This window comes from Actinomadura graeca (assembly GCF_019175365.1).
In the GTDB taxonomy this organism is placed as follows: Bacteria; Actinomycetota; Actinomycetes; order Streptosporangiales; family Streptosporangiaceae; genus Spirillospora; species Spirillospora graeca.
Genome location: NZ_CP059572.1, coordinates 1,993,456 through 2,011,870, shown reverse-complemented (window position 1 = coordinate 2,011,870; position 18,415 = coordinate 1,993,456). Strand labels below are relative to the sequence as shown.

16 protein-coding genes are annotated in these 18,415 nt (G+C 74.2%); 11 read left to right on the top strand and 5 right to left on the bottom strand.

Annotation, left to right across the window (positions count from 1 at the left end):
* Positions 1-27 precede the first annotated feature (27 nt).
* Positions 28-2,058, top strand: coding sequence for a 4-alpha-glucanotransferase (gene malQ, locus AGRA3207_RS09225; protein WP_231334146.1), 2,031 nt, complete (start codon positions 28-30; stop codon positions 2,056-2,058).
* On the opposite strand, the gene AGRA3207_RS09220 is transcribed toward malQ, so the two are convergent.
* On the bottom strand, positions 2,039-3,037 hold the full coding sequence (locus tag AGRA3207_RS09220) for a hypothetical protein (protein ID WP_231334145.1): 999 nt from the start codon (positions 3,035-3,037) through the stop codon (positions 2,039-2,041). The genes malQ and AGRA3207_RS09220 overlap by 20 nt on opposite strands.
* A gap of 82 nt (positions 3,038-3,119) precedes the next feature.
* Positions 3,120-5,654, bottom strand: coding sequence for an aminopeptidase N (gene pepN, locus AGRA3207_RS09215; RefSeq protein ID WP_231334144.1), 2,535 nt, complete (start codon positions 5,652-5,654; stop codon positions 3,120-3,122).
* Between the two features lie 228 nt (positions 5,655-5,882).
* Between pepN and AGRA3207_RS09210 the strand changes: the two genes are divergently transcribed.
* The 8 genes from AGRA3207_RS09210 (at position 5,883) to AGRA3207_RS09175 (ending at position 12,136) form a co-directional block, all read left to right on the top strand.
* Positions 5,883-6,434 carry a mycothiol-dependent nitroreductase Rv2466c family protein gene (locus AGRA3207_RS09210; RefSeq protein ID WP_231336269.1) on the top strand — a complete coding sequence of 184 codons (552 nt, stop codon included), beginning with the start codon at positions 5,883-5,885 and terminating at the stop codon, positions 6,432-6,434.
* Between the two features lie 130 nt (positions 6,435-6,564).
* Positions 6,565-7,281 (top strand): energy-coupling factor ABC transporter permease, encoded by a 717-nt coding sequence (locus tag AGRA3207_RS09205; RefSeq protein ID WP_231334143.1) that lies wholly within the window; start codon positions 6,565-6,567, stop codon positions 7,279-7,281.
* 23 nt (positions 7,282-7,304) lie between these two features.
* Positions 7,305-7,649, top strand: a complete 345-nt coding sequence (locus tag AGRA3207_RS09200) for a PDGLE domain-containing protein (RefSeq protein WP_231334142.1) — start codon at positions 7,305-7,307, stop codon at positions 7,647-7,649.
* A complete protein-coding gene (cbiQ, locus tag AGRA3207_RS09195) occupies positions 7,649-8,413 on the top strand; it encodes a cobalt ECF transporter T component CbiQ (protein ID WP_231334141.1) in 765 nt (254 codons plus the stop codon). The genes AGRA3207_RS09200 and cbiQ overlap by 1 nt, the downstream gene beginning before the upstream one ends.
* Positions 8,410-9,192: an energy-coupling factor ABC transporter ATP-binding protein gene (locus tag AGRA3207_RS09190; RefSeq protein ID WP_231334140.1), complete on the top strand. Its 783-nt coding sequence runs from the start codon at positions 8,410-8,412 to the stop codon at positions 9,190-9,192. Before cbiQ ends, AGRA3207_RS09190 begins: the two co-directional genes overlap by 4 nt.
* A gap of 252 nt (positions 9,193-9,444) precedes the next feature.
* The gene (locus tag AGRA3207_RS09185; protein WP_231334139.1) at positions 9,445-10,392 is read left to right on the top strand and encodes an ATP-binding protein; all 948 of its coding nucleotides are present in this window, start codon (positions 9,445-9,447) and stop codon (positions 10,390-10,392) included.
* A gap of 45 nt (positions 10,393-10,437) precedes the next feature.
* Positions 10,438-11,616 (top strand): hypothetical protein, encoded by a 1,179-nt coding sequence (locus tag AGRA3207_RS09180; protein ID WP_231334138.1) that lies wholly within the window; start codon positions 10,438-10,440, stop codon positions 11,614-11,616.
* 43 nt (positions 11,617-11,659) lie between these two features.
* On the top strand, positions 11,660-12,136 hold the full coding sequence (locus tag AGRA3207_RS09175) for a ribose-5-phosphate isomerase (protein ID WP_231334137.1): 477 nt from the start codon (positions 11,660-11,662) through the stop codon (positions 12,134-12,136).
* Between the two features lie 37 nt (positions 12,137-12,173).
* On the opposite strand, the gene AGRA3207_RS09170 is transcribed toward AGRA3207_RS09175, so the two are convergent.
* Positions 12,174-12,419, bottom strand: a complete 246-nt coding sequence (locus AGRA3207_RS09170; RefSeq protein ID WP_231334136.1) for a hypothetical protein — start codon at positions 12,417-12,419, stop codon at positions 12,174-12,176.
* A gap of 200 nt (positions 12,420-12,619) precedes the next feature.
* On the opposite strand from AGRA3207_RS09170, the gene AGRA3207_RS09165 reads away from it, so the two are divergent.
* Positions 12,620-13,738 carry a PP2C family protein-serine/threonine phosphatase gene (locus tag AGRA3207_RS09165; protein WP_231334135.1) on the top strand — a complete coding sequence of 373 codons (1,119 nt, stop codon included), beginning with the start codon at positions 12,620-12,622 and terminating at the stop codon, positions 13,736-13,738.
* A 13-nt stretch (positions 13,739-13,751) separates the two neighbouring features.
* Here AGRA3207_RS09165 and AGRA3207_RS09160 read toward each other — a convergent pair whose 3' ends face one another.
* Entirely contained in the window at positions 13,752-14,996 is a 1,245-nt protein-coding gene (locus AGRA3207_RS09160; RefSeq protein WP_231334134.1) for a serine/threonine-protein kinase, read from the bottom strand.
* Positions 14,997-15,621: 625 nt separating this feature from the next.
* Here AGRA3207_RS09160 and AGRA3207_RS09155 point away from each other — a divergent pair.
* Positions 15,622-16,947 carry a HAMP domain-containing sensor histidine kinase gene (locus tag AGRA3207_RS09155; protein WP_231334133.1) on the top strand — a complete coding sequence of 442 codons (1,326 nt, stop codon included), beginning with the start codon at positions 15,622-15,624 and terminating at the stop codon, positions 16,945-16,947.
* On the opposite strand, the gene AGRA3207_RS09150 is transcribed toward AGRA3207_RS09155, so the two are convergent.
* Positions 16,944-18,359 (bottom strand): amidase, encoded by a 1,416-nt coding sequence (locus AGRA3207_RS09150; protein ID WP_231334132.1) that lies wholly within the window; start codon positions 18,357-18,359, stop codon positions 16,944-16,946. The genes AGRA3207_RS09155 and AGRA3207_RS09150 overlap by 4 nt on opposite strands.
* Positions 18,360-18,415 lie beyond the last annotated feature (56 nt).

Here is an 18,415-nt window from a genome sequence, read left to right as displayed (position 1 = left end):
CTTCCGTGAAGGGGCATGCCTGCAAGCGTGTCCGACGACGAACTGATCACACTCGCCGGGCGGCACGGGGTCGCGACGCGGTACGCCGACTGGCGGGGCCGTGAGGTCGCTGTACCGCGGGAGACCCTGGCCGCCGTCCTGGAGGCCCTCGGAGTGGACGCCTCGTCGCCGCCCCCGCCCCGGCCGCTGCTGCCGCCCGTCGCCGTCCTGCGGCAGGGCGTCCCGGCGCGGTTCGCGGACGCCCTGCCGGACGGGCCGCCCGAGCTGAGCGTGGAACTGGACTCCGGCGACGTGGTCCCGTTCGCCGAGGACGGCCTTCCGCTGGGCTGGCACCGGCTGCACGCCCGGCGGGGCGACCGGCGGGAGACCGCGCCGCTGCTGGTCACCCCGAGGGCGCTGGAGCCGCCGCCGCGGATGTGGGGGTTCACGGCGCAGCTCTACTCGGTGCGCTCCGGGGCGTCCTGGGGGATGGGCGACCTGCGCGATCTCGCGGACCTCGCCGCGTGGAGCGCCGCGGAGCCGGGCGCCGGGTTCACCCTGATCAACCCGCTGCACGCGTCCGAGCCCGTCCCGCCGGTGGGGTCGTCGCCCTACTCGCCGATGAGCCGCCGCTTCGCCGCGCCGATCTACCTGCGCGTGGAGGACCTCCCCGAGTACGCGGCGCTGCCACCCGCCGACCAGGAGCGTCTCGCCGCCCTGGCCGCCCCGCTCCGCGCCGCCTCCGGCCCGATCGACCGCGACGCGGTCTGGACGGCGAAGCTGGAGGCGCTCGAACTGCTGTACCGCCTCCCGCGCGACGAGGAGGCCCGGCGGCGCTACGACGCGTTCCGCGCCCGGGAGGGACGGGCCCTCACCCTGTTCGCGACGTGGTGCGCGCTCGCCGAGGAGCACGGGGCCGACTGGCGGCGCTGGCCGGTCCCGCTGCGCGAGTCCGGGAGCCGGGCCGTGGCGGACGCGGCGCGCCGGCTCGCCGCCCGCGTCGACTTCCACGCCTGGTCGCAGTGGCGCCTGGACGGCCAGCTCGGCGACGCCCAGCGGGCGGCCAGGGAGGCGGGGATGCCGGTCGGGATCGTCCACGACGTGGCGGTCGGCGTGGCCCACGGCAGCGCGGACTCGTGGATGTACCGCGACCTGATGGCGCCCGGCATGAGCGTCGGGGCGCCGCCGGACGAGTTCAACCAGCGCGGCCAGGACTGGGGCCAGCCGCCGTGGCACCCGCACCGCCTCGCGGAGGCCGCCTACGTCCCGTTCCGGGAGATGCTGGCCACCGCGCTCCGGCACGGCGGCGGGCTGCGCCTGGACCACGCGATGCAGGTGTCGCGGCTGTGGTGGGTCCCGGAGGGCGGCTCACCGGCCGACGGCACCTACGTCCGCTACGACCGGGAGGCGCTGCTCGGCTGCCTGGTCTGGGAGGCGGCGCGGGCGGGCGCGGTCGTGGTGGGCGAGGACCTCGGCACCGTGGAGCCCGAGGTCCGCGACGACCTGGCCGACCGGGGGATCCTCGGCACGTCCCTGCTGTGGTTCGAGCGAGACGAGACAGGGGCCCCGAAGCCCGCCGGCCGGTGGAGGAGGATGTCCCTGGCGACGGTCGGCACCCATGACATGCCGCCGATCAGAGGCGTCCTGCACGGCGACCACATCGCGCTCCGCGACCGTCTCGGCCTCCTCACCCGCGCGCCGGGCGAGGAACTGGAGGAGCATCGGCGCGGGCTCCTCGGCTGGCTCGCCCTCCTGCACGACGAGGGCCTGCTCGCCGCCGAGCCGGAGGAGGTCGCGCGGGCGCTGGACGAAGGCTCCACCGCATGGGACGAGCAGGTGGTGGCGGCCCTGCACGCCTTCCTCGGCCGCACGCCCGCGCGCCTCATCGGCGTGTCCCTCGCCGACGCCGTCGGGGAGCGCCGGACCCAGAACCAGCCCGGGACGGTCGACGAGTACCCGAACTGGCGTGTTCCCCTGGCGGACGCCTCCGGCAGGCCCGTCCTGCTGGAGGACCTGCCGGCGAATCCGCGGGTCCGGGAGGCCGTGCGGGGCCTTCCGATCAGCCCAGCGTCGCCGTGATGCGCTCGGTGACGTCGCGGAGGAGGGTGTCGGGGGTCAGCCGGGCATCGGCGATCGTCGAGAACAGCGACGGCAGGCCCGCCAGCGGATAGGGATCGTCGTCCGTGCCGTCCAGGGCGGTGTGCCCCAAGGGCTGGTGCACCAGGGACTTCCGCGCGCGCGTCCACGCCGTCTGGACCTCCTCGGGGGAGGGGACGCCGAAGCCATGGCCCACCGGCGCGGCGTGCCGGAGCTTCACCAGGGCGCTGTCGGTGAAGTCGGCCGCCAGCTTGCAGCGCTCGGTCAGGCGCGTGCGGACGGGGCCGTCCAGGCGGGTCATGACGGTGCAGGGCGTGCGGCAGCGGGCCGCGCAGTCGCCGAGCGCCGACGCGACCTGGCTGTGCTGCCGGTCGAGGTAGGCGCGCCAGCCGGGCCCCGGCTCCTTGGACACCCGCAGCGTCCGCTCGCAGGCGGAACGTTCCGGGCGGGTGTGGTCGCAGTTCCGCGCCGCGCCGGGCTCGATCGGGACGCCGAAGCGGCTGCCCTCGCCGTTCACGGACGGGCCGATCAGCGCGGGGTCGCCCGCGTGGCCGAGGACGGGCTCCCACGCCAGCAGCGGCAGGTACTCGCTCGCGATGTGGACGGCGGCGACGAGCGCCGCCATGTCGCGGCGGTACCAGCGGATCGCGATGACCTCCAGCAGCAGGGAGTAGGCGGGGCGCAGGCTCGCGAGGGCGCCGCGCGGCCGCTCCCGCGCCGCCTGCGGCATCCGGCTGGCACGGGCCCGGTCGAGCAGGTCCCGCGGGACGTCCCCGACGGCCTCGGGCATGCCGAAGTCCTCCGCGTCCAGGTCCAGCACCCGCTGGCCGAACGCGCACAGCGCCGCCACGGCGGTGGACCGGGCCCCGGCCCCGGGCGTCCCCTGGGTGATCAGCGCCTCCAGGTCCCCGAAGGCGTACCGCCGTGCCAGTGCCGTCAGAACGTCCCGCGCCGTCTCCACGCTCCCACCCTTCCATCCCGTGACCATGCGATCCATCCGCTGCCGTGCCGGAAGCGGTCACATGGCCACGGGGATGGGCGGGTCACCCGGCCGTGCGGTCCTTGGCGCGGGCGCGCAGGGCGCGGGCCACGCCGTCCCGGCCCTCCGACAGGAGCCGGACCAGCGCCGCGGGCGGCCGCTGCTCGGCGATGTAGGACTCGGTCCGGTCGACGGTGGACTGCTCGATCACCAGGAAGGGGTAGGCGACCTCGGCGAACGTCTGGGACATGTCGCTGCTCCACTCCTTCCAGATCCTGCCGACCTCGGCGAAGTAGGCGTCGACGTAGGGGACCAGGAGGTCGGCCTGGTCGGGCTCGACGAACCCGCCGAGCGTCGCCCGGAAGACGGCGTTGGGCAGGTCGCCGGAGACGATCCGCTCCCACGCGGCGGCCTTCGCGGCGGCGGTGGGGATGGCGGCCTTGCAGGCGGCGGCGTGCCGCTCGCCCGCCGCGGTGCGGTCGCGCTCGTGCTCGGCGTCGATCTCCGCCTCGCCGGCCTTCCCGGTGACGACCAGGCGGCGCAGCAGCGCCCAGCGCAGGTCGGTGTCGACCTTGAGGCCGTCGAGGGTGTCCGAGCCGTCCAGCAGGCCCCGGACGAACGCCAGGTGCTCCTCGCCGACGGCGGACGCGGCGAACGCCTGGACGTAGGCGAGCTGGAAGTCCGAGCCCGCCTCGGCCTCCCGGGCCAGCGCGGCGAGCGCGCCGGCCATCAGGCCGAGGCCCTCCCGGCGCCACGCCGGGTCCGCGAACTGCTGGACGGCGGTGCGCGCCTGCCGCAGCAGCGTCTGCGTGACCGAGATGTCGGTGACGCCGCGGATGCCCTGGACGACGAGCCGGATGTAGTCGCGGGTCGCCATCTCGGCGTCGCGGGTCATGTCCCACGCCGCCGACCAGCACAGGGCGCGGGGAAGGCCGTCCCTGATGTCGCCGATGCCCTCGACCAGGGTCTCCAGCGAGCGGGCGTCCAGCCGGATCTTGGCGTAGGTGAGGTCGTCGTCGTTGACCAGGACGAGGTCGGGCCGCCGCTGCCCGGCCAGCTCCGGGACCTCGGTGCGGGCGCCGACGACGTCCAGCTCGACCCGCTCGCGGCGGACGATGCCCTCGGCCGTCCTGTCGTACAGGCCGATGGCGACCCGGTGGGAGCGGAGCGTCGGGTAGTCGGCCTTGGCCTCCTGCACCACGGCGAACGCGGAGAAGCCGCCGTCGGCGTCGACCTCGTACTCCGGGCGGAGCGTGTTGACCCCCGCCGTCTCCAGCCACTCCTTCGACCACGACGCCAGGTCGCGCCCGGACGTCTCCTCCAGCGCGCCCAGCAGGTCCGTCAGGACGGTGTTGCCCCACGCGTGCCGGTCGAAGTAGTGCCGCACGCCCTCCAGGAAGTTGTCGCGGCCGACGTAGGCGACGAGCTGCTTCAGCACGCTCGCGCCCTTGGCGTAGGTGATCCCGTCGAAGTTGACCTCCACCGCGCGGATGTCGGGGATGTCGGCGGAGATCGGGTGGGTGGAGGGGAGCTGGTCCTGCCGGTACGCCCACGCCTTCATCAGGTTCGCGAAGGTCGTCCAGGACCCGGTCCACTTGGTGGCCTCGGCCTGGCACAGGACGCTCATGTACGTGGCGAACGACTCGTTCAGCCACAGGTCGTCCCACCAGCGCATGGTGACGAGGTCGCCGAACCACATGTGCGCCATCTCGTGCAGGATCGTCTCGGCGCGCCGCTCGTAGGCGGCGTCGGTGACCCGCGACCGGAAGACGTAGTCCTCCAGGAAGGTGACGCAGCCCGCGTTCTCCATGGCGCCCGCGTTGAACTCCGGGACGAAGAGCTGGTCGTACTTGCCGAACGGGTACGGGCGCCCGAAGACCTTCTCGAAGTAGGCGAAGCCCTGGCGGGTCACGTCCACGATCGCGTCGGCGTCGAGGTGCTCGGCGAGGGAGGCCCGGCAGAACACGCCGAGCGGGATCACGGTGCCGTCCTCGCGGCGGTACTCGTCCCTCACCACGTGGTAAGGGCCTGCCACCAGCGCGGTGATGTAGGTCGAGATCTGCGGGGTCGGCAGGAAGCGCCACGTCCCGCCACCGGAGGACTCCGGGGCCTCGTTGGTGACGACCTGCCAGTCCTCGGGCGCGCGCACCTCCAGCTCGAAAGCGGCCTTGAGGTCGGGCTGGTCGAAGCAGGTGAACATGCGGTGCGCGTCGGCCGTCTCGAACTGCGTGTACAGGTACACGCTGTCGTCCACGGGGTCGACGAACCGGTGCAGGCCCTCGCCCGAGCGGGAGTAGGCGCAGTCGGCGACCACGCGGAGCTCGTTCTCCGCGGCCAGGCCCGGGAGGGGGATCCGGCCCTTCTCCGCGTCGTAGGACGCCGGGTCCAGGTCTTGGCCGTTCAGCGTCACCTGCCGCACGAGGGCGCCGTGCAGGTCGACGAAGGTCGACGCGCCCGTCTCGGCACTGCCGAACCTGACCACCGTGGTGGAGCCGAACCGGTCCTCACCCGCCGTGAGGTCCAGCTCGACGGCGTACGACTGCACGGTGAGCAGCCGGGCCCGTTCCCGCGCCTCGTCGCGCGTGAGGTTGCCTGCCACATGAACTCCTTGGTCGGCTTATCTGTTTGGTGTCCCCATATCTACCAACCGGTCGGCGGTCCGGTCCCGGCGCCACGGCCTTCGGATGCGCCGCGGGCGGGAATCAGCGCCGCCGGAGCCGGGTTGTCGCCCCTGGAACCCCTGTTCGCCCTGAGGAGGCCGACGTTGACGAAGGACGCCCCCACCCCCGTGGACTTCTGGTTCGATCCCCTGTGCCCGTGGGCATGGATGACCTCACGCTGGATCCTGGAGGTCGAGAGGCTGCGGCCGATCGAGGTGCGCTGGCATGTGATGAGCCTGTCCGTCCTCAACGAGGACAAGGACGTCTCCGAGAAATACCGCAGGCTGCTCGCCGAAGGGTGGGGACCCGTGCGGGTCGCGATCGCCGCCGAGCAGAAATACGGGCCGGAGGTGCTGGGCCGCCTCTACACCGAGCTCGGCACGCGTCACCACCATGACAAGCGGGAGTTCGGCCCCGAGCTGTACCGGGAGGCCCTGACCGCGGCGGGACTGGACGCCGCGCTGGCGTCGGCCGCCGACTCCACCGAGTTCGACGAGGCGCTCCGGGCCTCGCACAAGGACGGCATCGACCGGGTGGGCCAGGAGGTGGGCACCCCGGTGATCGAGGTGGAGGGCAGCGCCTTCTTCGGTCCCGTCGTGTCGCCGATCCCGCGCGGCGAGGCGGCCGTGAAGCTGTTCGACGGCGTCGTCGCGGTCGCCTCCACCGACGGCTTCTTCGAGCTGAAGCGGACCCGCACCCGCGATCCGATCTTCGACTGACCGTCCGCGCCGTCCGGCACCGGCCGCGGCCTGTGATGCGGCGCACCAGCAATTGCGAAAGTATTGCAACTGCCACGTAGACGCCGTCAAACTGGTTCTACAGCCAGTTACAGGTAGGACGGTGAGGCACGTGCACGTACCGGACGGATTCATCGATGCTCCGGTCTCCATCGCGGCCGGGGCGGTCGCGGTGACCGGAGTGGCGGTGGCCCTGCGCGGCGCCCGGCGCGAGCTGGACGACCGCACCGCCCCCCTCGCCGGGCTCACCGCGGCGTTCGTGTTCGCCGCGCAGATGCTCAACTTCCCGGTGGCCTCGGGCACGAGCGGGCATCTGCTCGGCGGGACGCTCGCGGCGATCCTGGTCGGCCCGTACACGGGCGTGCTGTGCGTCTCGGTCGTGCTGCTAATGCAGGGGCTGCTGTTCGCGGACGGCGGCCTTACCGCGCTCGGCGTCAACATCACCACCATGGCGCTCGTCACGGTCGTCGTCGGGTACGGGCTGTTCCGGCTGCTGCTGCGGGTGCTGCCCAGGACGCGCGCCTCGGTGGCCGGGGCGTCCTTCGCCGCCGCGGTGGTGTCGGTCCCGGCCTCGGCCGTCGTGTTCACGCTCATCTACGCCGCCGGCGGCACCACGGACGTCTCCGTGGGCAAGGTCGCCGCCGCGATGATCGGCGTCCATGTCCTGATCGGCATCGGCGAGGCGCTGATCACCGCCGTGACCGTGTCCAGCGTGCTCGCCGTCCGCCCGGACCTGGTGTACGGCGCGCGCGGCCTGATGAAGCCGCTCGGACTGCGCACCGCCGGGGCGGGGACGGCCGGCGGGCCCGCCGAGCCGTCGCGGGCCTGAGACCGGGTGTGAGGAGACTCCAGATGACCACCAAGCGCTTCTTCGCCGGATTCCTGCTCGTCTCGCTGATCCTGGCGGGGATCGTCAGCTACTACGCCAGCGCCAGCCCCGACGGCCTGGAGAAGGTCGCCGAGGACAAGGGCATCAGCGCCAAGGAGAAGGACCACTCGCTCAAGGACTCCCCGCTCGGCGACTACGGCGTCAAGGGCGTGGACGACGCACGGCTGTCCGGCGGCCTCGCCGGCGTGATCGGCGTCGGCGCGGTGCTGCTCGTGGGCGGCGGCCTCTTCTGGGCCGTCCGGCGCCGTGACGGCGCGCCCGCCGGGCGATCCGGGACCCCGGCCGAGCCCTCACGGAACGACTCCTAGTGGGCGCCGGCCACGCGCACCGCCTCTACGTCCCGGGCGCGTCGCCGGTGCACCGGCTGCCGCCCCAGTGCAAGCTGGTCGCCGTCCTGGCGTTCGTCCTGCTCGTCGTGGCGACGCCGCGCGAGGCGCTCTGGGCGTTCGGGGCGTACGCGCTGCTGCTCGCGGCCGTCGCGGCGGCGGCCCGCGTGCCGTTCGGGACGGTCGCGCGGCGGGTCGTCATCGAGGTGCCGTTCGTCGCGTTCGCGTTCCTGATGCCGTTCGTCGCGGACGGCGAGCGGATCACCGTGCTCGGGCTGCGGCTGAGCGAGAGCGGGCTGTGGGGCGCCTGGAACATCCTGGCCAAGGGCACCCTCGGGGTCGTCGCGTCCATCCTGCTCGCCGCGACGACCGAGCCGCGCCTGCTGCTGCTCGGCATCGAGCGGCTGCGGATGCCCCAGCTGATCACGCAGATCGCCACGTTCATGCTCCGCTACGGCGACGTCGTCGCCGCCGAGGTGGGGCGGATGAGGGTCGCGCGGGCGTCCCGCGGCTTCGAGGCGCGCGACCTGCGCGCCACGCGGGTCCTCGCCAAGTCGGTCGGCGCGCTGTTCCTGCGTTCCTACGAGCGGGGCGAGCGCGTCTACCTGGCCATGGTGAGCCGCGGCTACGACGGCCGGATGCCCGTCACGCACGACGTGGGCGCGACCGCCGCGCAGTGGACGGCCGCCTCCGCCCTGCCCCTGGCCGCCGCCCTGGTGACCCTGGCCGCTTGGATGGGACCATGACACCGCCGTCCGCCGACGCAGCGTCCGGAGCCCCCTCGCTTGAGGTCAGGGGCCTCGCCTACGCCTACCCCGACGGGACGCAGGCGCTCTACGGCGTGGACGTGACGATCGGGCGCGGCGAGCGCGTCGCCCTGCTCGGCCCGAACGGCGCCGGCAAGACCACGCTCGTCCTGCACCTGAACGGCATCCTGCACGGCGGGCTCGGCGAGGTGCGGGTCGGCGGGCTCACCGTCGACCCGAAGGACCGCGCGACGCTCCGGGAGATCCGCCGCCGCGTCGGCATCGTCTTCCAGGACCCCGACGACCAGCTCTTCATGCCGACCGTGCGCGAGGACGTCGCGTTCGGCCCCGCCAACCTCGGCCTGCGCGGCGCCGAACTGGAGCGCCGCGTCCGGGACGCGCTGGGCCGGGTCGGGATGCTGGACGTCGCGGACCGCCCGCCGCAGCACCTCAGCTTCGGCCAGCGCCGCCGCGTCGCGGTCGCCACGGTCCTGGCGATGGAGCCGGAGATCCTCGTGCTGGACGAGCCGTCCTCCAACCTGGACCCGGCCAGCCGCCGCGAGCTGGCGCAGATCCTGCTCGGCCTGGACGTGACCGTCCTGATGGTCACCCACGACCTGCCGTACGCGGCGGAGCTGTGCCCGCGGTCGGTGATCCTGTCCGGCGGCGTGATCGCCGCCGACGCCCCCACCCGCGACCTCCTGACGGACGCGGAACTCCTGGAGGCGCACCGCCTGGAGCTGCCCTTCGGCTTCGACCCGGCCGCCGCGCTCCGCTGACGCGTCCCACCCGTCCGGCGCGTTCCATGTGAACCACCGGTGAACCGCCGGTGAATCAAGGGTGCCGCGGACGGGGCTCCCGCGCCGTCCTTCCGCAGGTGATGCACCGTACCAAGCGGGGTTCCACAGGCGACGTTCACAGCCGGTGAATTTTCGGTTCGGGGTTTCTGCTTGCGCGGCCCCGCGCGCCTTGCCACACTCGGGACGACCACTGAAAGTGGCAACGGTTATCATCTCCGAATTGAGGCATACGTGAAGGTTGCGTTCGTCGGCAAGGGCGGCAGCGGCAAGACGACCCTGTCGTCGCTGTTCGTGCGGCATCTGGCCGGCCGCGGACTGCCCGTGGTGGCCATCGACGCCGACATCAACCAGCACCTCGGCGTGGCCCTCGGCCTCGACGAGGAGCGCGCCGCCACGATCCCGGCCCTCGGCGACCACCTCGCCGAGATCAAGGAGTACCTGCGCGGCGACAACCCCCGCATCTCGTCCGCGAGCGCGATGGTCAAGACCACGCCGCCCGGCGAGGGGTCGCGGCTCCTGCGCTTCCGCGGCGACGACCCGCTGCACGCCCTGGCGCACGAGGCGGACGGCGTCACGCTGCTCGCCACCGGCCCGTTCAACGACGACGACCTCGGCGTCGCCTGCTACCACTCCAAGACCGGCGCGGTGGAGCTCTACCTCAACCACCTCACCGACGAGCCCGGCGAGTACGTCGTGGTCGACATGACGGCCGGGGCCGACACGTTCGCCTCCGGGCTGTTCACGCGGTTCGACCTGATGTTCCTGGTCGCCGAGCCCACCCGCAAGGGTGTCGGCGTGTACCGCCAGTACACCGAGTACGCCCGCGACTACGACGTCGCCATCCGCGTCGTCGGCAACAAGGTCCAGAGCGAGGACGACGTCGCCTACCTGCGCCGGCACGTCGGGGACGACCTGCTGACCTGGCTCGGCCAGTCCGCGTCCGTCCGCGCCCTGGAGCAGGGGCGCCGCGGCGTCGCGCTGGAGGAGGCGAACGAGGCGGCCCTCGCGCGGATGCTCGCCGAGGTCGACACGCGCGTCAAGGACTGGGAGAAGTTCCAGCGGCAGGCCGTGGAGTTCCACGTCAAGAACGCGCGCAGCTGGGCGAGCAAGGCGGCGGGCGAGGACCTGGAGACGCAGGTCGACCCGGGGTTCCGCTTCCCGGTCGCGTACGCGCGGTGATGAGGGCCCTACCGTCGGCCGACGATCTTCACTAACCTGCCCGCCATGACGACGCGGCGGATGTTCGTGATGGCGGGCGGCGCGCTGGCCCCCGTGCTCCTGCTCACCCTGCTGTTCAACAACCAGTGGGTCATCGACGCGATCCGCAAGAGCGACTTCGAGTACGACGAGGGCATCGGCCCGCTGGTCAGCTGGTTCCAGTTCCCGCAGTGGCGCCTCACCGGCGGCGGCGTCCACGCACCCGGCAAGTTCATCTTCGCGGTCGACTTCGGGACGCTGCTCTTCTTCGTCCTGCTGGCGCTGCTCGCGCTGGCGGCCTCCCGGCCGGTCGAGCCGCGCCGGGGGCTGTTCGGCGCGGTGGTGGCCGGATGGTGGGCCACGGTCGTCGCGGGCGGGCTGTCCGGCATCGTCCTCGGCGTGCTGATCGACTGGAGCCTGGACCTCCCCGGCGGGGCCGAGACCGGCCGCACGATCTGGAACACCATGAGCCACGGCGCGAGCTTCGGCCTGGCGTACGGCTGGCTGCCCGGGATCGGCGCGCTGGTGGGCTTCCTGCTCACCCGGCCCGCCGACCACGTCCAGCAGCCCGTGCCCGGCCCGGTGCTCCCGCCGGGCGGGCCCGTGCCGTACGGCGCGCCGGGGCACTCGGGCGCGCACCTGCTGCCTGGCGCGCAGCCGCCGCAGCCGCAGATGCAGCCGGGCCGGATGCACCAGGGGCAGATGCAGTCGGGCGCGCACATGCAGCCGGGCCAGATGCAGCCGGGCATGCCGATGGCGCCGTCACCGCACGCCGGGCAGGGGCTGCCTCCGCAGCATCCGGCCGCCGTCCCGTACGTCCCGCCGCCGGGACCGCAGCAGCCGCAGTGGGCCGGCGCGCCGCTCCCGCCCCAGGCTCCGCAGTATCCGGGCGCGCCCGTACCGCCGCAGCCTGGGCCCGGCGCCCCTCAGCAGCAGTTCCAGCCGTCCGCGCCGCCTCCCGCCGCGCAGGCGCCGTCGCCTCCCGTGCCCACCCCCGCGCCGCCCGCCGACGACGACGCGGCCGAACCCGCTGAGGCGCCCCGGCAGGACGAGCCGGCGGAACCGGCGGAACCCGCCGAAGCGGCTGACCGGCCGCGGACCGAGGCGGAGACGGCGGCCGACGGGACCGAGGACGACGCGCCCGGCGGCGAGGCCGGGGCGGGCCACGGGCCCGACGACGACCGGCCGCTGGCGCCGCCCCGCTGACCCCGTCGCGCACCGCCCCCGGCCACCTGCGAGAATCGGCGCCATGCGCGTCTTCCTGGGATCCGACCATGCCGGTTTCGAACTGAAGGAGCACCTCGTCTCCTGGCTGCGGGCGAACGGGCACGAGCCCGTCGACTGCGGGGCGTTCGAGTACGACGCGGTCGACGACTACCCGCCGTTCGTGCTGCGGGCCGCCGAGCGGACCGCCGCCGAGCCCGGGACGCTCGGGATCGTGCTCGGCGGCTCCGGCAACGGCGAGGCGATCGCCGCGAACAAGGTGCGGGGCGTCCGCGCCGCCCTCGTGTGGAACGAGGACACCGCGACGCTCGCCCGGCAGCACAACGACGCCAACGTCATCAGCCTGGGCGCCCGGCAGCACGACGCCGCGACCGCGACCCGTTTCGTCGAGCTGTTCCTCGGCACGCCCTACTCGGGGGAGCCGCGCCACACGCGCCGGATCGAGATGCTCGGCGAGTACGAGACCTCGGGCAAGCTCCCGCCGCTCCCGTCGGGGGGCTGACGCCGGACGGACGGGACGGCGGCCCGGGCGCGGGGCGTCAGGCGCCGCCGTCCACCGCGGGCTTACGGGTACCGCCGCGCTTGCCGAGACGGCGCCGCTCGTTCTTGGCGGCCTTGCCGTTCCTCGCGCCCGCGGTACCGGCGGCCGTCGCAGGGCCTGCGGGCTCGGACGGGCGGTCGCCCCGGCCGGTCCCCGCGGGCTCGGTGCCCGCGGGCCGGGGACGCGAGATGTCCCGCGCCCGCATCGCCGCGTCCACCGTGATGCGCATGCCCGCCTGGCCCATGTGCCGCCTCCTCGCGCCTCGGGAAGACCCGCCCGCGGGCCGGTCTGCCTGGTCATGTTCCCGTTTCCATTGGACACCATCCCGGCGGGTTCCGGCCCCTCACCAGGTGGTCCATGTCACGTGGCTGGAGCGATGCAACGGGGCGGCCCTGGCGCGGATGCCCGCCCGCCGGAGCCGCGGGTCGGTACAGTGCCGGAGTCATGCTTCAACGACTGGTGCACCTTCTGCCGCCGAGAGTGCGCGCCGTCCTGCGCAGGATCCCCGTCCTGGTGGGCCTGTACCGGTGGCTGCGGCGGGGGAAGCTGACCAGGGAGCGGTACGTGTTCGCCGCGCTCGCGATCCTCGCGATCGTGCTGGGCGTGACGGCGGCCACCGACACCCGCGGGCTCGCGCCGTCCGGCGCCCTGGTGCTCATCGTGCTCGGCGGCGGTCTCCTGCTGCGGGTGCGCAGCCTGGTCGCGCTGCTGTGCGTGGTCGTGGCGATGGTGGCCTACGACGCCTGGCACGACATCGCCGCGATCGGGCCCGGCATGATCGCGACCCTGGTGATCACGACGGTGCTGGCGCTGACGCTGGCGCGCACCCGGCAGAAGCTCGGCGTCCAGGGCCTGCGGGGCGACTCGATGCTGCTGGAGCTGCGCGAGCGGCTGCTCCGCCAGGGCGAGATGCCCGACCTGCCGGACGGCTGGGACTCCCAGGTCGTGATGCTCCAGGCCGGCGGGTCCTCGTTCGGCGGTGACTTCGTGGTCTCGACCTGTGACGGGTCCTCGCTGGAGGTCGCGCTGGTCGACGTCTCGGGGAAGGGCACGGACGCCGGCACGAGGGCACTGATGCTGTCCGGTGCGTTCGGGGGCCTTCTTGGATCGATCCAAGCCGATCGGTTCCTGCCCGCCTGCAACGGCTACCTGCAACGTCAGCGCTGGGACGAGGGGTTCGTCACCGCGGTGCACGTCGTCGTCGACCTGGACACGGGCGAGTACACGGTCGAGTCCGCCGGGCATCCCCCGGCGGTGCAGTTCGACGCCGCGACGGGGGAGTGGAAGGTCAGCCCGGCCAAGGGCGTGGTCCTCGGCGTCGTCCCCGACCTGCGCTGCGTGCCCGAGAAGGGGCAGCTCCGTCCCGGCGACGCGCTGCTGCTCTACACCGACGGGCTGGTGGAGTCGCCGGGCAGCGACCTGGACGCGGGCATCGACCGGCTGCTCGGCGAGGCGGAGCGGCTCGTCCCGCGCGGCTTCGCCCACGGCGCGCGGGAGCTGGTGGAGACGATGGCCGCGGCCCGCGACGACGACTGCGCGCTCGTGCTCATCTGGCGCACCTGATCCCGCGCCGGTATCAGCGGTGCCGCCCCTTCGGCTTGCCGCGCTTCGCCTGTTTTCCCTTCTGCTTCTTCTGCTTCGGCCGGGGCGACTTCGTGACCGTGCGGGGGTGCGCCGCCCCCGCCTTCTTCGTGGGCTGCGCGGACACGCCCGGGCCGGACGGGATGGACGGGGCGGGCGGGGGGCCGGGTGCCTGCCTGCCCTCCATCAGCCCGAGGACGATGGCCCCCAGCAGGACCGTCCCGGCCGCCGCGCCGACACCGGCCAGCAACCGGGTGCGGGTGGACGACAGGGCCTCTGTCAGCCCCAGCCCGATCGGCGTGAACGCCTTGGTGGCACCGTCGTCGCCGGGAAGGTCCGGCTGAGTGGCCCGGGCGGACGCCCGCGATGCGACGCCCGCGATGCCCGCGGCTCTCGCCGGGACCGGAGGGGCGGTCACGGGCCCGTGGTGCCCCTGCTCGACCAGCGCCAGCAACAGGTCGGACGCGGACGGACGGTCGGCCGGGTGCTTGGCGAGCGCGGCGCGGACGCTGGGCAGCAGCGGCCCGGGGAGGCCCGCGAGGTCCGGCTGCCCGGTCGCCGTCCGCAGGGACGCGGCGTCGCCGCCGAACGGGAGGCGGCCGGTGCCGGCGTGGGCGATGAGGCAACCCCAGGCGAAGATGTCGGCGGCCGGGGTCGAGGGGCCCCCGACGAGCACCTCGGGCGCCATCCAGCCGGGGGTGCCGAGCACCGTCCCGGTGGCGGCGGTCGTGCCGCAGGAGTCCTGGCTGCGGGCGATGCCGAAGTCGATGACGCGGCAGCCGGACAGGGTCAGCATCACGTTGGAGGGCTTGAGGTCGCGGTGGACGAGCCCGGCCGCGTGGATCGCCGCCAGAGCCGAGGCCACCCCGACGGCGACGCCGTGCAGGTCCCCGGGCGGGAGCGGCCCGCCCCCGGCCAGGCGGTGGCGCAGGGAGACGCCGCCGACGTAGTCGGTGACGAGGTAGGGGCGCCCGTCCTCCTCGCCGTGGGCGAGGACGCGGGCGGTGCAGAACGAGGCGACGCGTCCGGCGAGGTCGGCCTCGTCGCGGAAACGGCGGCGGTAAGACGGATCGTCGGCCAGATGCGGGTGGATGGTCTTGACGGCGACACGGCCCCCGGACGCCGGGTCGGCGCCGAGGTAGACGGTGCCCATGCCGCCCGACCCGAGCCTCCCCAGCAGCGTGTGCCCGCCGACCGTGCGGGGATCGGCCGGTTCGAGCGGCCGGATGTCACCGTTCATGGAATGTCCCTTGTGTCGCTTCCGTCCGTCCATCCCCGATCGAGGGCAAAGTATGGCGGGATGTAGCACCAACAGTGGAAACGCCTACGTCACGCGGATGTGGCCGTGAGTGCACCGAAGGACGGCAGAGTGGGGGATCCGGCAGCGGACCCGGCCCCGCCGATTCCTCTCGGCGCGGGGGCGGGCGGCCGCCGGCACCGAAAGCGATGTCCGCGCGGACGGCACCCCAGGGGTGGGAGGCGCCGGCCCGCGCGGGCATCGGTCCGGAAGGCGGGTCTTTTCCCGGTTAATCCTATTGACTTAGTAGGTATTGCGCACCAGTATGGGGATTGCGAGTTCCGCGCTCGTCGTCCCCGCCGTTCGGGGCGCTCTTACAGCGGGGACCGCCGGATGACCGGGACGGTGCGGCACGGCCCGTTCCGGTCACCGGCGACGCTCGCCCGGTCCACCGGCCCGTGAGGTTTCACCAGGCAGGGCCAGGTAAGAACCACTTTGCGCATTCCCCCCAGGCGCTGGGTCGTGGCGCGGCGCCGGCCGCCGCGCGCGCCGGGAAAGGGGGAGGGGCGCCGGGGTGCCGATTCTGGGGAGAACGCTGTCACCCTCGTGCTGGTCGGTGCGGACCCGCGTGACCGTCGTCGCGACCCTGATCGTCGGCGTCCTCCTCGTCGTCGGGGTGACCCTCCTCTACCAGGCCGTCCGGCACACGGTCTTCGAGGAGCTGCGCACCCGGGGCGTCCTGGCCGTCTCCGACGTGTCCATGATCGTCCGCGGCGGGGACCCGCACGGCGTCCTGCCCGTCCAGGACGCCGACTTCTCCCTGCTCCAGGTCGTGGACGAGCGGGGAAGGGTGATCGCGTCGAGCGACGCGATGCGCGGCCGCCCCGCCCTGGACGTGCCGGTGCCCGCCGTGCCCGACCGGCCGGTGGCCCGGACCCTGCACGTCCCGGGCGTGGCGGCCGACGTCTACGTGGTCAGCGAGCGGGTGCGCGGCCCGGCCGGGCTCCGCACGGTGCACGCCGGCGCGCCGATCACCGAGCTGACCCGCAACAAGAACTTCTTCGTCGCCGCGCTCGCCGCCGCGGTGCTGCTCGCCACCGCGGCGGTCGCGTGGATCGTGGCGACCGCGGTACGGCGGGCGCTGCGCCCGGTGCGCGAGATGCGCGGGGAGCTGGCCGACATCACCGGCGGCGACACCGACCGCCGCGTCACCGTCCCCGACCCGGTCGACGAGGTCTCCGACCTCGCCCGGGCGGTGAACGTGACGCTGGGCCGGCTGGAGGACGTCGTGGTCCGCCAGCGCGGGTTCGTCGCGGACGTCTCGCACGAGCTGCGCAGCCCGCTGGCCGGGCTGCGCGCCCAGCTGGAGGTGGCGCTGGAGCACCCCGAGGACGAGGACTGGCCCTCGGTGGCCCGGGCGGCGCTGGGCGAGGCCGACCGGCTCCAGGGCATCGTGACCGACCTGCTGATACTCGCCAAGCTCAGCGCGGGCGTGCCCGCCGAGCGGGAGCGGGTGGACCTCGGCACGCTGGCGGCCGCGGAGGCGGCCCGGCGCGTCCGCCGCGTGCCGGTCGAGGTCGAGGCCGCGGAGGGCATCGTGGTCCTCGCCGACCGTGACCACATGGTCAGGCTGCTGACGAACCTGCTCGACAACGCCGAGCGGCACGCGGCCTCGCTGGTCCGGGTGACCGCGGCGGCCGAGGACGGGGAGGCGGTGGTGGTGGTCGCCGACGACGGGGCGGGCATCCCGCCCGAGGACCGCGAGCGCGTCTTCTGGCGGTTCCACCGGCTGGCGGAGGGCCGCAGGCGCGACCGCGGCGGCACCGGCCTCGGCCTCACGATCTCCCGCGACATCGCGCAGTCCCACGGCGGCACCCTGGTCGCCGCCGACGGCGGCGGCGCGCGCCTCATCCTCCGCCTCCCCCTCGCGCCTGCGCCTGAGAGCGGGCGCTAGGGCAGGACGGGCCGGCGCAGCCCGTGGCCGGTGGCCTGCTCGAACACATGGCCGATCCGCAGGACGGCGAGGTCCGCGCGGTGCGGGCCGACGATCTGCAGGCCGACCGGCAGCCCGTCCGCGGTGAACCCGGCGGGCACCGACAGGGCGGGGCATCCGGTCGCCGAGACGAGGTAGCAGGACCGCATCCACTCCAGGTAGTCGGGCATCGGCCGCCCGGCGATCTCGTCCGGGTACTCGGCGGACGCGTCGAACGGCGGCACCTGGCTGACCGGCAGCAGCAGCGCGTCGTAGCGCCCGAAGAACTCGCGGACGCGGTGGAACAGCGCCGTGTGCAGCACCTCGGCGCGCCCGACGTCGCCGCCCCGGAGGGCGCGCCCGGCCTCGATGTTCTCGCGGAGCGCGGGCTTGAGGTCGTCCGGGCACGCCTCCAGCAGCGGGCCGAGGGAGAGCTCGAACTGCCAGGCCCGCAGCGTCCGGAACACCTCGTCCGCGCCGGAGAGGTCGGGGCACGCCTCCTCGACCGTGGCCCCGAGGCCGGCGAAGACCTCGGCGGCCGGTCCGAGGACGGCGGTGACGGCCGGGTCGACCGGGACCCGCCCGCCGAGGTCGGGCGACCAGGCCAGGCGCAGCCCCGCGAGGTCGCCGCCGAGGGGGACGCCGAACGCGGAGCCGGGCGTCTCCAGCGCGATCGGGCTGCGCGGGTCGGGCCCGGCGAGCACCGACAGCAGCAGCGCCACGTCCGCGACCTCGCGGGCCATCGGCCCCTGCACGCCCATCGTCGACCAGCCCGCCGGCACCGGCCAGGACGGCACCCGGCCGGGCGACGGGCGGAATCCGACGACGTTGCAGAAGGAGGCCGGGTTGCGCAGCGAGCCGCCCATGTCGCTGCCGTCCGCCAGCGGATGCATCCCGGCCGCCAGCGCCGCGGCGGCGCCGCCGCTGCTCCCGCCCGCCGACCGCGACAGGTCGTAGGGGTTGCGGGTCACGCCGAAGAGCGGGTTGAACGTGTGCGACCCGGCGGCGAACTCCGGCACGTTGGTCTTGCCGAGCGTGATGACCCCGGCGGCGCGCATCCGCTCGATGACCAGCTCGTCGGCCGGGGGCACGTGGTCGGCGAAGACGGGGGAGCCGGACGTCGTCCGGATGCCCGCGGTGGCGTGGGTGTCCTTGTGCGCGACCGGCAGGCCGTGCAGCGGCCCGGGTTCGGCGCCGGACGCCAGCCGCTCGTCGGCCTCGCGCGCCTGCTCCAGCGCCCTCTCGGCGACCAGCGTGACCACGGCGTTGACGTGCGGGTTCGTCGTCTCGATCCGGTCGAGATGCGCTTGGACGACCTCGCGCGCCGACAGTTCCCGGGCGCGCAGCCGCCGCGCCAGCCCGCGCGCCGAGAGGTAGTGGATCTCGTTCGGCAAGGAGCCTCCCCTTCCCCGAGGGGCACCCGGGGTGCCCGGCCGTCCGGTGACGGCGT

Excerpts from the sequence above, each read along its gene's own strand:
- AGRA3207_RS09210 (WP_231336269.1), top strand. The coding sequence starts at position 5,883 with ATGACCTCACGCTGGATCCTGGAGGTCGAGAGGCTGCGGCCGATCGAG.
- AGRA3207_RS09200 (WP_231334142.1), top strand. The coding sequence starts at position 7,305 with ATGACCACCAAGCGCTTCTTCGCCGGATTCCTGCTCGTCTCGCTGATC.
- AGRA3207_RS09190 (WP_231334140.1), top strand. The coding sequence starts at position 8,410 with ATGACACCGCCGTCCGCCGACGCAGCGTCCGGAGCCCCCTCGCTTGAG.
- AGRA3207_RS09180 (WP_231334138.1), top strand. The coding sequence starts at position 10,438 with ATGACGACGCGGCGGATGTTCGTGATGGCGGGCGGCGCGCTGGCCCCC.
- AGRA3207_RS09175 (WP_231334137.1), top strand. The coding sequence starts at position 11,660 with ATGCGCGTCTTCCTGGGATCCGACCATGCCGGTTTCGAACTGAAGGAG.
- AGRA3207_RS09170 (WP_231334136.1), bottom strand. The coding sequence starts at position 12,419 with ATGGGCCAGGCGGGCATGCGCATCACGGTGGACGCGGCGATGCGGGCG.
- AGRA3207_RS09165 (WP_231334135.1), top strand. The coding sequence starts at position 12,620 with ATGCTTCAACGACTGGTGCACCTTCTGCCGCCGAGAGTGCGCGCCGTC.
- AGRA3207_RS09160 (WP_231334134.1), bottom strand. The coding sequence starts at position 14,996 with ATGAACGGTGACATCCGGCCGCTCGAACCGGCCGATCCCCGCACGGTC.